General features: G+C 50.3%; 12 protein-coding genes. 7 read left to right on the plus strand and 5 right to left on the minus strand.

The genetic code is table 11. The features are described 5' to 3' along the window. Window positions 1-70 precede the first annotated feature (70 nt). Together ASG89_RS21015 and ASG89_RS21020 are read left to right on the plus strand one after the other, a co-directional pair. Window positions 71-709 carry a futalosine hydrolase gene (locus tag ASG89_RS21015; RefSeq protein ID WP_057313031.1) on the plus strand — a complete coding sequence of 213 codons (639 nt, stop codon included), beginning with the start codon at window positions 71-73 and terminating at the stop codon, window positions 707-709. 3 nt (window positions 710-712) lie between these two features. Further along, on the plus strand, window positions 713-1,552 hold the full coding sequence (locus ASG89_RS21020; RefSeq protein WP_057313032.1) for a 1,4-dihydroxy-6-naphthoate synthase: 840 nt from the start codon (window positions 713-715) through the stop codon (window positions 1,550-1,552). A 180-nt stretch (window positions 1,553-1,732) separates the two neighbouring features. Here ASG89_RS21020 and ASG89_RS21025 read toward each other — a convergent pair whose 3' ends face one another. The 3 genes from ASG89_RS21025 to ASG89_RS21035 form a co-directional block, all read right to left on the minus strand. Next, window positions 1,733-2,689, minus strand: a complete 957-nt coding sequence (locus tag ASG89_RS21025; protein WP_057313033.1) for a D-2-hydroxyacid dehydrogenase — start codon at window positions 2,687-2,689, stop codon at window positions 1,733-1,735. A 93-nt stretch (window positions 2,690-2,782) separates the two neighbouring features. Continuing rightward, complete coding sequence (locus ASG89_RS21030; RefSeq protein WP_057313034.1) at window positions 2,783-3,793, minus strand: RluA family pseudouridine synthase; 1,011 nt, start codon at window positions 3,791-3,793, stop codon at window positions 2,783-2,785. Window positions 3,794-3,902: 109 nt separating this feature from the next. Then, window positions 3,903-4,934, minus strand: a complete 1,032-nt coding sequence (locus tag ASG89_RS21035) for a LacI family DNA-binding transcriptional regulator (protein WP_057313035.1) — start codon at window positions 4,932-4,934, stop codon at window positions 3,903-3,905. Window positions 4,935-5,092: 158 nt separating this feature from the next. Between ASG89_RS21035 and ASG89_RS21040 the strand changes: the two genes are divergently transcribed. The 5 genes from ASG89_RS21040 to ASG89_RS21060 all read left to right on the plus strand — a co-directional run bounded on the left by ASG89_RS21040 (window position 5,093) and on the right by ASG89_RS21060 (window position 11,040). Continuing rightward, window positions 5,093-6,436 carry an FAD-dependent oxidoreductase gene (locus ASG89_RS21040; RefSeq protein WP_057313036.1) on the plus strand — a complete coding sequence of 448 codons (1,344 nt, stop codon included), beginning with the start codon at window positions 5,093-5,095 and terminating at the stop codon, window positions 6,434-6,436. Window positions 6,437-6,722: 286 nt separating this feature from the next. Further along, on the plus strand, window positions 6,723-6,947 hold the full coding sequence (locus tag ASG89_RS21045; RefSeq protein WP_057313037.1) for a hypothetical protein: 225 nt from the start codon (window positions 6,723-6,725) through the stop codon (window positions 6,945-6,947). A 127-nt stretch (window positions 6,948-7,074) separates the two neighbouring features. Further along, entirely contained in the window at window positions 7,075-8,838 is a 1,764-nt protein-coding gene (locus tag ASG89_RS21050; RefSeq protein ID WP_057313038.1) for a B12-binding domain-containing radical SAM protein, read from the plus strand. A gap of 120 nt (window positions 8,839-8,958) precedes the next feature. Next, window positions 8,959-9,384: a pyridoxamine 5'-phosphate oxidase family protein gene (locus ASG89_RS21055; protein WP_057313039.1), complete on the plus strand. Its 426-nt coding sequence runs from the start codon at window positions 8,959-8,961 to the stop codon at window positions 9,382-9,384. Between the two features lie 153 nt (window positions 9,385-9,537). Next, the gene (locus ASG89_RS21060; protein WP_057313040.1) at window positions 9,538-11,040 is read left to right on the plus strand and encodes an IMP dehydrogenase; all 1,503 of its coding nucleotides are present in this window, start codon (window positions 9,538-9,540) and stop codon (window positions 11,038-11,040) included. 87 nt (window positions 11,041-11,127) lie between these two features. On the opposite strand, the gene ASG89_RS21065 is transcribed toward ASG89_RS21060, so the two are convergent. Then, window positions 11,128-12,093: a type I phosphomannose isomerase catalytic subunit gene (locus ASG89_RS21065; RefSeq protein ID WP_057313041.1), complete on the minus strand. Its 966-nt coding sequence runs from the start codon at window positions 12,091-12,093 to the stop codon at window positions 11,128-11,130. 72 nt (window positions 12,094-12,165) lie between these two features. Then, complete coding sequence (locus ASG89_RS21070; RefSeq protein WP_057313042.1) at window positions 12,166-12,738, minus strand: class I SAM-dependent methyltransferase; 573 nt, start codon at window positions 12,736-12,738, stop codon at window positions 12,166-12,168. Between the last annotated feature and the right edge of the window lie 244 nt (window positions 12,739-12,982).

Here is a 12,982-nt window from a genome sequence, read left to right on the forward strand (position 1 = left end):
GAAAGTTTCCTTCTGGACAGGGGTCATGTAAAATACAAGTATAGAAGTCAAAGCTTAAAGGGGAAAAACGATGCGAATACTTGTTATGTCAGCAGTCGCTCCTGAACGAGATGCCATTGCGCGCGGTCTTGGTCAGGATAGCAGATTTGAATATGCGTTAGCTGGTGTGGGGCTTGCTGCAGCGGCAGTGAACGGTGCCCTTGAGCTTGCCAAGACTGATTACGACCTTCTGATTATCGCCGGTATTGCAGGCGGCTTCGTGGGTCAAGCGGACATTGGCTCGCTTGTTGTTGCGAGCGAAATCATCGCCGCTGATCTTGGGGTTGAGCTGCTGGATGGCTTCAGCAGCTTGGATGAGCTGGGCTTCGGCTCAACGCGCATCAGCGCAAATGCCGAACTGGCCCAGCGCGTGACGGCGGCGCTGCTAGCCGCCGGCCTGCAGGCGCAAGCGGCGCCGGTGCTGACGGTGGCGACAGCCACCGGAACAGCGGCAACCGCCGCTGCGCTGGCAGCGCGTGTGCCTGGCGCTGCCGCCGAAGCCATGGAAGGCTTCGGCATTGCGACAGCTGCGCAGCAGCGCGGGGTGCCTGTGTTGGAGATCCGCGCGATCTCCAACGCGGTCGGGCCGCGAAACCGAGACGCTTGGCGGATCGGTGATGCCTTGAAGGCTTTAGAAGCAGCAGGTTCAGTCTTAGCGGAGGTGCTTTAAACAATGAAAATAGCGTTCTCACCATGTCCAAACGATACCTTTGTTTTCCATGCCTGGGCGCATGGCTTAATCCCAGGCGCACCAGAGCTCGATGTCCTCTACGCGGACATCGATATAACGAACCGTCTGGCCGCCGAAGGCACTGGCCCCGACGTGCTCAAGATCTCCTACGCAGCACTCCCGTGGGTGCTGCAGGATTACGCCCTGCTGCCCTGCGGCGGCGCCTTGGGCAGGGGCTGCGGCCCGCTTGTGCTGATGCAGCCAAGCGAAGGAGCGGCTGACCCGGCTGCCCTCAGCGGCCGCCGAGTAGCCGTGCCAAGCGAGCGCTCGACGGCGTACTTACTGTTCCGCCTATGGGCAGAACAGAACGTGCCTGGCGGCGTTGGCGAAATCGTGGTCATGCCGTTTCACGAGATCATGCCCGCCGTGCGGGACGGCCTCATCGATGCCGGCCTTGTCATTCATGAAGCGCGGTTCACCTACCAGTCGTACGGGTTAGCGCTTCTAACAGATTTGGGCAGCTGGTGGGAGTCTGACACCGGGCTGCCAATCCCACTGGGCGCCATCATTGCTCGGCGCACCATGGATGTGGAGGCGCTCGCGGGCTGGGCTCGGGCCTCCGTGGAATACGCGTGGGCGCATCCGGAAGCTTCGCGTGACTACGTCATGGAGCATGCGCAGGAGATGGACCCGCAGGTAGCGCAGCAGCACATCGACCTGTACGTCAACGAGTTCACCGCTGATCTTGGTGAGAGCGGATATGGCGCTGTGTTGACCTTGCTCCAACGCGCAGCCGAGACAGGTCTTGTGCCGCAGATGGATTATGCGGCTTTATTGAAATAGCATTGAAATACACAAAGGCTGTCTTTCCCGTAGTGAAACCTACTTGGAAAGACAGCCTTTTTTTGTGATCTTTTTATTTATCATACCCAAGCTTCCCTGCCATTGTGATGATAACCATCACTACAGCGGCTTGGGAAAGAGATTTGAACGCTATAGAATTCACCAATTCTCGAGTTGGCTCTACCCGATCACATTCACCGGATGACCTTCTACAAAACTCCGCGCATTAGTGCTCGCAATACCCATCAACCTAGCTCTTGCTTCCTTCGTTGCCCAAGCGATATGCGGTGTAATAATCACATTCTTTGCATGCAACAAGGGATTATCTGGCTTTGGCGGTTCAACCGTCAGTACATCAAGCCCCGCACCAGCGAGGCGGCCTTCATTCAGTGCCTGAGCCACATCCGCTTCGTTAAGCAATCCGCCTCGAGCTGAATTAATTAGAATAGCTGAGGGTTTCATCATAGCGATCCGCTCGGCATTGATCAGCTCATTCGTAGCTGGGGTCAGCGGACAGTGCAGACTAACCACATCTGCTCGTTGCAGCAGTTCCTCAAGAGATACCCATTCAATGCCATCCACGGGCTGTGGCACGCTTCGTCCGCTGTTAGTGGCAATGACCTTCATTCCCATCGCTAGTGCAATGAGCGCCGTTTGTTTGCCGATCTGGCCAAGCCCGATCAGGCCCATGGTTTGGCCGCTTAACTCCACAAGGGGGGATCTGCTATAGCTGAAATCGACCGACCCAGCCCAATCACCTTGAAGCACACTGTCACTATGGCGTTGCACGCTATGGCAGAATTCCAATACCAATGCAAAAACCAACTGAGCCACCGAAAACGTGCTATACGCCGGCACATTCGTAACAATAATTCCCTTAGCCTTCGCCGCTTGGATATCCACAATATTGTAGCCAGTCGCCAAAACACCTATATATCTCAGCTTAGGCAACTGCTCCAGCGTTTGTGCGGAGAGCGGCGTTTTGTTCGTCAACACCATGTCAGCATCTGCTGCACGTTGGGCGATTTCACGCTCAGTCGTCCGTTCATGGACAATGAGCTCACCCAAAGCCTCGAAGCCGCTCCAATCCAAATCACCGGGATTTAGCGTGTATCCATCAAGCACAACAATTTTCATTTGTTTACTCCTTCTGTCACTTTACTCCCAGCAGGGCATACGAACCCCTACCGTTTACTCGCTCTATCTCGTTACTTCCAATCTTTCACACGTTTACTTCTTCACACCAGGCTCTTTAAAAGGGTTCAAAAACACCTTCGGAATATGCGTCTCGAAGCGCATTAACTTACCTGTCGTCGGGTGCACAAAGGCAAGCACACGTGCATGCAGACCCAATCGATTGATCTCCTTCGATTTGGAGCCATACTTTTTATCCCCAGCAACGGGGTGTCCGATATCCTGCATATGAACACGAATCTGGTTTTTACGTCCGGTCTCCAAATTCACCTCAAGCAGGGAAAAACTCTTGTTCGCTTGCAGCGTTTTGTAATGCGTGACCGCATGCTGTCCGTCGTTCGGGTACGGTGTGGAGAACATTTTGAGCGATTTCGCGTGTTCCTTGAGCCAGGAAGTAATCGTTCCCTCCGGCTTGCGTACCATGCCTTCCACTAGCGCTACGTACGTCCGCTCTTTGACGCTTTCCTGCCATGTGTTTTGCAGGTGCTGCTGGGCTTGCTCGTTCTTAGCAAACATCATCACACCGGATGTGTCTCGATCCAAGCGATGAACGACAAAAATCCGCGCCTTCGGATCATGATTCCGCACATGCGCCGTAAGCTGGCGATAGGCCGTAATTTGATTTTCCTGCGTATCCGTTGCAATGGATAGAAGGCCAGCATCCTTTTGAATGACAATAACATCGTTATCTTCGTGCATAATCGTCATGCCTGCTAGGGGGATATCCTCCACGACTTTATCCTTGTTGATCGTAACCGTCATTTCAGGTTGCAAGGGGTAGTTATAAGCCGTTACCGCTTTGCCATTCACTGCGACTTGCCCACGAGCGAGGATAGCTTTGACTGCATTCCGGCCTAGGCTTGATAGCTTTTCTAACAAAAAAGGCAGAAGCTCTACAGATTCCTTCACTGTATACTGGCGAGTGCTCGACTCTTGACCACTTTTAACTGCACCTGCTTGTAGTGACTGGGTGTGTGCTTTATGCGTACCCATTTTGGGTCTATGGCTAGAATTGGATTTTGGACGTGAACCTTGTTTTTTTTGCATACATGGAATACCTCCTATAACGATTACGATGGCTTACCTTCCGGTCAGAACATTCGAACTCCAATATACCACGTTCATAAAAGCAAATGAAATGATAGACCGTTAACATTTATACCTGCAACTTCTGAATCGTACTCCCTGTAAAAAAATCCCCTTGCAGCCGCACATGCTCATAAGGTAAATGCGGATTCGCAATCCGCCATAGCATGCGATCTGCTGCGCGATAACCGGCCTCTCGAATCGGCAGCTGCGGCCGAGAACAGAGCGGCAGTGTGTCGATTTGCTCATTGAGCAGCGCCACCAGCGAGCATTGCTGCGGCACATTCACCCCTAATCGGCGGAGTGTGTGATACACAGGCGGAGCCTCCTCATCAATGCCGCAGATCACAGCCGTCGGTTGTCGCAGCTGATACTTTCTCTCAAAATCCTGCAGCCACCCCTCCGAGCCATCTCGCTCGATCGCGTGCTCACTAGGATCGACCGCCACGCCAGCCTCCTTCATCGCTTCTGCAAAAGCCTGCCATCGGATAACGAAACCACGCTGATCTTTGGTATCGCCCACATACAGGATGTTCCGATGTCCGAGGCGCACGAGTCTCCGAACCGCTTGATAAACTGCTTCGTACACATCCCAAATGACACTATCGACCTTGGACTCCGGCGGCGGAAAATTCAGCAGAATGCGCGGGAGCTGCAGCTCCAATAATTTTTGTTCTAATAAATCGAAATTCATCCGTGGCGCAATAAACACACCCTCGGCATACAACAGCCCTTGATTCTCCGCCCAGTCGTCAAATTGTGACGGCTTCAGTTTCGATGGGATCATTACTGGCTGAACCGTATGACCAAACTCCATGAAGCGTTCATGCAAACCTTGCAGCAGCAATCGATTGAAATTTAAAGACTGCTTGTTCTGAACAAGCATGAACCTTCGCTGCACTACCGGATATGGCGAAATGAGATCCTGCTGTAGGTTTTGCTTTTGATCTTTGGTCATATAGCCAAGCTCGCGCGCGAGCTTGAAAACTTCACTTCGTGTCTGCTCTGACATACCAGGCAGTCCGCGCAGCGCTTTGGATACCGTTTGAATCGTTAGGCCGAGTTGTGCGGCCAAATCGTGGAGCGTAATTCGTTTGCGCATACGTCTGAGATGCTCCTTTTCTGCTACCTTCTGTATCTCTAATTTTAAACTAAATTTAAACTAAAAAGAAGGTTATTTTTAAACTACACTAAGGAAGAGAGCAGCACGGAACTGATGTAAGTGACATAACAACAATGAACCTAAGGGAGCGAAGTCAGATGATCAAACAAATAGAAGCAGATGTGGTTGTAGTAGGGGGAGGACCCGCTGGTGTCAATGCGGCGATTGCAGCAGGGAGAAGCGGGGCCAAAACCGTTTTGATAGAGAAATACGGCTTTATTGGCGGCATGTCGACGGCTGCGTTGGTGTATCCTTGGATGACGTTTCATACAACGGATGGCAAACAAGTCATTGCTGGGCTCGCGCAAGAAATTATTGACCGCCTCAAGGCGATGAATGCATCCCCGGGACATCTTCGGGATACGGTTGGTTTCGTGAATACGATCACACCTTACCACCCTGAAATATATAAAGTTCTTGCCGTCGATATGCTCAAAGAAGCCGGCGTTAAGCTGCTTTTCCATAGCTTTGTCGATCATGTGGAGACAGTGGACAATCGCATTCAATCTGTACAGTTGACGTCCAAATCCGGCAGAATTGATGTAAGTGGCAAAGTGTTTATTGATACAACTGGTGACGCTGATCTTGCGTATCTGTCTGGTGCGCCGTGCTTAAAAGGGCGTGATGGGGATAAAGCAACACAGCCAATGACGATGAAATTCAGAATGCGCGGTGTGAATCTTCCTGCCGTGAAACAATACATGATTGACCATCCAGATGAGTTTTATAAAAAGACGCCTTTCTCCGAGCTCGCTGATCTCCCTCTGTCTGGAGTGCTAGGCTATTTCAAACACTGGAAGGAAGCCAATCTTCCAATCAATCGAGATCAAGTTCTGTTCTTCACAGGTCCGGAAGACGACGAAGTGCTGGTCAATACTACGCGTGTACAAGGACTGGATGGCACCGATGTGGAGGATTTGACAGAGGCCGAGGAGCTTGGCCGCAAGCAAGTGCTGATGGTAGCTGAGTTTATGCGAAATAACCTGCCAGGCTTCGAAAAAGCCTCTATCTCCAACGTCGGCGCACAAATTGGTATCCGTGAAACACGCCGGATCGATGGTCAGTATGCGCTGCAAGTGGAGGATGTCGTGCAGGGTCGTCATTTTGATGACGTTATCGCACGCAGTGGGTATCCGATCGACATTCACGATCCGTCCGGTAAAGGCGTAACCGCAGCATGGGTGAAAGGTGATGGCGCCTATGATATCCCTTATCGCTGCCTGCTGCCGCAAAAAATTGAAAACCTGCTCACCGCAGGCCGCTGCATCTCAACCACGCATGAAGCTTTGGCGACCACGCGCCTCACGCCAAGCTGCATGGCTACGGGCCAAGCCGCAGGCTCCGCAGCAGGTCTCGCTGTCAAACACAGCGTGCTTCCAGCGGAGATTAATGTCGCCGAGCTGCAAGCCGTCCTTGAGAAGGACGGGGCTTTGTTGAAGTAGATATGTCCGAGAACCCCAGCGTCTTAGGTGACGCTGGGGTTTTTCCAACTTCCGTAGCAGCCTAGCCTCCCAGTTCGAGACTGTCGGTTGTCTCCTCCTACCAAAATGCGGTCACATCCAATTCCAAATAAGGGTCTGTCATAACGCTATTCTTCCGATTTCGCTACCAGACGAGCAAATAAGATGGTTTCATAACGCTATCTTTGCGAACGAGCCTCCGGAATACACCCCCGCAAATCAGGGAACACTAGCAGATACATATCCTACGTGTGAGAGGCGGTTCCCTATGCTTTTATACCAATTAACGCAATGGTTTGAAGAACGCACCACCCTACAGCAAGCGCTGCAACGTGAACCGGCAGAATCGGCTGGTGAAATCAGTCAGAGAATCCAAGAAGTTGAGCAGCAGCTCCATGCCCACGCCGAACGCTGGAAAAATGCGATTGAAGAAGCCTCCTACCTGCAATTTCCCTATGAAGTTCCCCATTTGGACGATGACATGGTTCTTTAACGGTTTGTTATTTGCATAAACGCTGCTAAAGTCGTCCCGTTTGGGATGGCTTACCTTTGTATTTCTTCCGTTTTCGTGTAGAATTAGAAGGCACGATAACCCAAGAATAGAACGAGGTTTTTTTCATATGAAAGTACTTGTATCCACACTGAATGCCAAATTCATTCATACCTCCTTGGCTTTGCGCTATTTGAAAGCGTTCTGCGAGAAGGATTTTGATGTTGAAATATCCGAATATACGATCAAAGACCCTGTCATGAATGTTGTCTCTGATATTTATCAGAAGGCGCCGGACGTGCTAGGCTTCTCCTGTTACATATGGAACATCGAAGAGACGATTCACATTATCAAAATGATCAAAAAAATCAGACCCGAAATTCTCATCGTCCTTGGTGGACCCGAGGTTTCTTATGATACGGACTACTGGATGGAGCGTATTCCTGAGGTTGATTTCATCGTCATGGGCGAAGGGGAAGAAACGTTTCACCAGCTGCTGACGGAGATTTCAACAACGCGTAAATACCACTTCGTATATGGTCTTGCCTACCGCAAAGAGCAGGAAGTCGTGCTTATGCCGGGCAGACCGAAGCTCAAGCTGGATGATATCCCATCGCCGCATCGCTTCCAGGAAGATCTTCCAAGCCTTGCGAATCGTGTAGTCTACTTTGAGACGAGCCGCGGCTGTCCGTTTTCTTGTCAATTCTGCCTGTCGAGTATTGAGGTAGGTGTGCGGTATTTTGACATGGAGCGAACGAAGGCGGATCTGCTGTACCTCATTGACTCTGGTGCGAAGCTGATCAAATTCGTGGATCGTACGTTTAATATTAAGCGTGACTATGCGATGGAAATCTTCGAATTCCTCATCCGAAATCACCGCGGTACCGTGTTCCAATTCGAGATTACGGCGGATATTATGCGGCCAGAGGTTCTAGACTATCTAGCTGAAAATGCCCCTCCGGGCACGTTCCGTTTCGAAATCGGTGTGCAATCGACGAACGACACGACGAATGACCTCGTGCAGCGCAGACAGAATTTCTTCAAGCTGAGCCGCACCGTGTCTAAGGTGAAAAATAGTCTCAAAATCGATCAACATCTGGATCTCATCGCTGGATTGCCAGAAGAGGATTACAACTCGTTCCGTAAGACGTTTAACGACGTATTCGAGTTAGGACCGGAAGAACTTCAACTCGGCTTCCTCAAAATGCTGCGCGGCACAGGGATGCGTAAGGATGCTCATAAATTTGGCTATATTTATATGGACCACGCCCCTTATGAAATTCTCGGCAACGACATCCTGCCGTTCACGGATTTAATTCGCATTAAGCGCGTAGAGGATGTGCTCGAAAAATATTGGAACGCTCATCGCATGGATCACACGGTGAAGCACCTAATCGCGAACGAGTTCGCGTCGGCGTTCGATTTCTTCCAAGAGTTCGGCGACTTCTGGGAAGAACGCGGTTGGCAGAAGATCGGGCACCAGCTCGAGGATTTGTTCACTCGCTTGCGCGAGTTCCTGCTGCATCGCGGAACGTTCAACATGCACATCATCGAAGGCTTGATGAAGCTCGACTACTTCCTCGGCCATAAATATAAGCCGCGCAAAATCTGGTGGGACTTCACCTTGGAGAAGTCCGAACAGAATGCGTACCTCAAGCTGCTGGCTGAGCAGCCTGAGCTCGTCAGCGGAGACTTCCAGAGTCTCCGCATAGGCGAAAAAGACCTCCACAAGCATGCCATGCTTGAGGTCTTACCGTTCGCTTTGCAGACATATCTGCAAAGCGGACACCTCGACGAAAGCAGCAAGGAGCTGCTTGTCGTCCACTTCCCGCCGGACGCACAGAAGCCGGCGTCCTACTACACGATGCCGCTGCAGCAGCTGGCAACGATCTAACCTTGAATCCCTCTCACACCACCTGTGAGGGGGATTTTTTCATTCGAACGATTGAACACGCGCTAATCTGGGTAATCTAGGGTAGTTAAAGCAGATTGAAACGAGAGAGGAGAGCTAGCTATGATCGAAACGACAAACTCACAGCTTGAAGAACAAATCATCCAGGTACTGAACGCCAATCAGGTGTGCTCCTTTGCGACGATTGACGGCAATAAGCCGAAGGTGCGTTATATGGCTTTGTTTCACGATGGCTTGGAGATTTATTTAACGACGAGTAAGAAAACAGATAAAGTAGAGGAACTCCAAGAAAATCCCCATGTACACATTCTTGTGGGATATGACGGTAAGTCTACGCCGAACATTTTGCAAATCCAAGCCACAGCCACGATCTCTTCGGACAATGCCCTTCGCGAGAAGCTGTGGAGCGATGATATGAAGCAATGGTTTGACGGACCGCATGATCCTAACTATGTCGTGATGGACATTTCTCCGTCGTATATAGAATATTCGAGTAAGGGTTCTGAACCCCAAATTTGGACGAAATAACGCCGATTCGTGGCCTACTGAACATTTCCCTAAAAAATCCATTGACCACAGGCAAGGTTCAGTGATAAGATTATAAAAATTTACCTATGGATCAATCAAAGGAGAGACTTTGAGCTACACTCAAAGATCCCTATATTAGGAGGAAGTTGTAAAGTGGCTACGTATTATATGGAACCATCGCGTACGTTTAGTGAGTTTTTGTTGATTCCTAACCTGACGACGAAGGCATGTACACCGGCGAATGTAAAGCTGAAGACTCCGCTAGTCAAGTTTAATAAAGGTGAGGAGCCTGCAATCTCACTGAATATCCCGTTTTCTTCTGCTGTCATGCAAGCCGTATCCGATGATGGAATGGCTATTGCATTGGCGCGTAGTGGCGGGATTTCGTTTATTTTCGGCTCCCAGTCGATTGAAGAGCAAGCACAGATGGTGCGTAAGGTAAAAGGGTACAAGGCTGGTTTCGTCGTGAGCCGCTCCAACTTGAAACCTGATCAGTCGCTTAGTGATGTGCTAGCTTTGAAAGAAGAGACAGGGCACTCAACCGTTGCAATCACCGATGATGGCACAGCGAACGGAAAATTGCTGGGAATCGTAACAGGTCGTGATTACCGCAAGAGTCGTGATTCGCAAGATCGTAAGATTTCGGAGTTCATGACACCCTTTGAGAAATTAATTTACGGTAAATCAGGGATCACTTTGTCTGAAGCGAACAATCTTATCTGGGATCATAAGTTGAACTGCTTGCCAGTTGTAGATGATAACGGGAAACTGGACACGCTTGTTTTCCGCAAGGATTATGATGAGCACAAAGAGAACCCGATGGAGCTTCTAGATAAGAATAAGAGCTATATTGTTGGCGCTGGTATCAACACGAAGGATTATACGGAGAGAGTACCTGCGCTTGTTGAAGCTGGCGTAGACATTCTGGTGATCGATTCCTCTGATGGTTACAGTGAATGGCAGCATGAGACGGTTCAGTATGTGAAGCAGAATTTTGATGTGAAAATCGGTGCTGGTAACGTTGTTGATCGTGAAGGTTTCCGCTATTTGGTAGAGTCAGGTGCTGACTTTATTAAAGTGGGGATCGGCGGCGGTTCCATCTGTATTACACGGGAACAAAAAGGGATTGGCCGCGGCCAAGCTTCCTCTGTGATGGAGGTTGTTGAAGCGAGAGACGAGTACTTCAGAGAAACAGGTATCTATATTCCGATCTGTTCCGATGGTGGTATCGTACACGACTACCACGTGACCCTTGCTTTGGCGATGGGTGCTGACTTCGTTATGCTGGGCAGATACTTCGCTCGGTTTGATGAGAGTCCAACTCGTAAGCTGAAAGTCGGTAACAATTTCGTGAAAGAATATTGGGGCGAAGGTTCCAATCGTGCCCGTAACTGGCAGCGTTATGACACTGGCGGCAAGAGTAAACTTCTGTTCGAAGAAGGCGTGGATTCCTACGTTCCTTACGCGGGAAGTCTGCAAGAGAACTTGGACAAGACGCTGGGTAAAATTAAATCAACAATGTGCAACTGTGGTTCCTTGACGCTGGACGAGCTGAAACAAAATGCAAGAATTGCACTAGTTTCCGCAACTAGCCTAGTTGAAGGCGGAGCACATGATGTGATCCTGAAAGAAAGCTCTCTTACGGAAGAACACTAACACCGATAAATAAAAGCTCTCTGACAGTACCCGTTAATCGCGGGGGCTATCAGAGAGCTTTTTTCATTTGTAGATAATAATATCCTACTAAGGCAAATAACTACGAATCACCGTCATGCTGCCCTCAAGGGAGTAGCTGCCCAAATCGGCAGGAAGCAAGAAGCAGTCGCCTGGCTTCGTCGCGATTTGGCCATCAGCCCATTGCAGTGTCCCATTGCCGTCCGCGATAACAAGGATAACGAAGCTATCAGGCGTTGTGGTAAGCTCCCATCTCGGACCTACAAGCCCTTTTTCCACTGTGAAAAAAGGAGATGACGCGAGCGTCAACCATGTGCCTGCTTCGGCTAAATCTGTTTTCATGCGTGTGGAGCCTGAACCTTCGTACGCGATCACATTGAGGGAATCCTCGATGTGCAATTCACGCATTTTCCCGTCCAAACCTGGACGGTTGTAATCATACAAACGGTACGTAGTATCCGAGTTTTGTTGAATTTCTGCTACCAGTACACCAGCGCCAAGCGCATGGACTGTACCAGCAGGTATGTAGAAGGAATCTCCAGCTTCGACAGGAACTTCCTGCAAGCAGTCCATAATGCGGTTCTCCGCAATGGCTTCTGCAAGGCTTTCCTGTGTTACGCCTTCTTTCATGCCATATATAATTTTGGCGCCTGGCTTCGCATCGAGAATATACCACATTTCTGTTTTGCCAAGTTCACCAGCAGCAAGGTTCTCATAGTGATCGTTAGGATGAACCTGAACAGATAGATCGTCTTCACAATCTAGCAATTTAATTAATAGTGGAAAACGGCCGTTTTTCTCGGAAAATCCTTTGGTGCCGAACAATGTTTTGCCGTATTTCTCACGAATTTCATCCAGACCTAAGCCAGCTAATTCGCCGTTGATGACTTTCGTCGTTCCGTTCGGATGATCGCCGATCATCCAGCCTTCACCGATCGCGCCTTCCGGCAGCTCAAAGCCGAATCGTTCGAGGGTTCTGCCTCCCCAAACACGTTCCTTCATTTCAGGTTGAAATTGTAGCGGGTATGATTTCAAAACAATCCCTACTTTCCCCTAGTCTATTCTATCAATCTGTCTTTTATACCACTCTAGCATTATATCATGCGGCTATCTTTTTTCTAGAGCCAAGAGATACGGCGCGGAGGCGCTGCGATTGGCAAATTGATAACGCAGCACTTGAAACGCTGCGAGCGGCAAGCTCTCTGCCCAGCGCTCTACCGCTGCGGCTTCTTCAGATCCGCCATCGTGCCCGCTGTACAGCACGATGGTGACGATTCCGCCTTTGCGCAGCAGGCGGAGGGCAGCTTCAAGAGCAGGGATCGTCGATGCCTGCTCGGTGATTATGGCGGTATCGGCTCCCGGCAGGTAGCCGAGATTGAAGGTGACCGCGGCGACCTTGCCGTGGCGGTCTTGCGGCACCGCCGCTTCCATGAGCGCATGACTGCATAAGCTCATGTGCACTTGGGCGTCTGGCAGCTCCTTCGCCAGACGCTGCTGGGTTTGATCCAGCGCGGCCTGCTGGATATCGAAGCCGTAGACGCTGCCGCGGGCTCCTACGAGCTTCGCCATGTACAAAGCGTCCACGCCTGTGCCGAGCGTGGCATCAATAACGGTATCACCAGCCCCAACGCGTTGTCCGATTAGCTGGTGTACATAACTCAGAACTGAAACGAATCCCATGTGTAGAGTGCCTCCCATTTTTTCTTTATCGTGTATGCCCTTTGTGTGATTTGCGCTACAAAACTAGCTCGTCGCTGTGGAAGTGCCACTGAATAAGGCCCTTTTCGGGCCTTATTCGCGTGATCGAGCGAGTGGAACGTGGCATTATGTATCTGAGTCAATAGAGTGGACACAAAAAAAGCTAAGAAATCAGTTTCTGTTGTTTGTAAAACTGTGATTCAAACTTATCTGGAGACAAATAGCC

The sequence above is a fragment of the Paenibacillus sp. Soil766 genome, from assembly GCF_001428105.1.
Lineage (GTDB): Bacteria > Bacillota > Bacilli > Paenibacillales > NBRC-103111 > Paenibacillus_E.

Excerpts from the sequence above, each read along its gene's own strand:
- ASG89_RS21015 (WP_057313031.1), top strand. The coding sequence starts at position 71 with ATGCGAATACTTGTTATGTCAGCAGTCGCTCCTGAACGAGATGCCATT.
- ASG89_RS21020 (WP_057313032.1), top strand. The coding sequence starts at position 713 with ATGAAAATAGCGTTCTCACCATGTCCAAACGATACCTTTGTTTTCCAT.
- ASG89_RS21025 (WP_057313033.1), bottom strand. The coding sequence starts at position 2,689 with ATGAAAATTGTTGTGCTTGATGGATACACGCTAAATCCCGGTGATTTG.
- ASG89_RS21030 (WP_057313034.1), bottom strand. The coding sequence starts at position 3,793 with ATGCAAAAAAAACAAGGTTCACGTCCAAAATCCAATTCTAGCCATAGA.
- ASG89_RS21035 (WP_057313035.1), bottom strand. The coding sequence starts at position 4,934 with ATGCGCAAACGAATTACGCTCCACGATTTGGCCGCACAACTCGGCCTA.
- ASG89_RS21040 (WP_057313036.1), top strand. The coding sequence starts at position 5,093 with ATGATCAAACAAATAGAAGCAGATGTGGTTGTAGTAGGGGGAGGACCC.
- ASG89_RS21045 (WP_057313037.1), top strand. The coding sequence starts at position 6,723 with ATGCTTTTATACCAATTAACGCAATGGTTTGAAGAACGCACCACCCTA.
- ASG89_RS21050 (WP_057313038.1), top strand. The coding sequence starts at position 7,075 with ATGAAAGTACTTGTATCCACACTGAATGCCAAATTCATTCATACCTCC.
- ASG89_RS21055 (WP_057313039.1), top strand. The coding sequence starts at position 8,959 with ATGATCGAAACGACAAACTCACAGCTTGAAGAACAAATCATCCAGGTA.
- ASG89_RS21070 (WP_057313042.1), bottom strand. The coding sequence starts at position 12,738 with ATGGGATTCGTTTCAGTTCTGAGTTATGTACACCAGCTAATCGGACAA.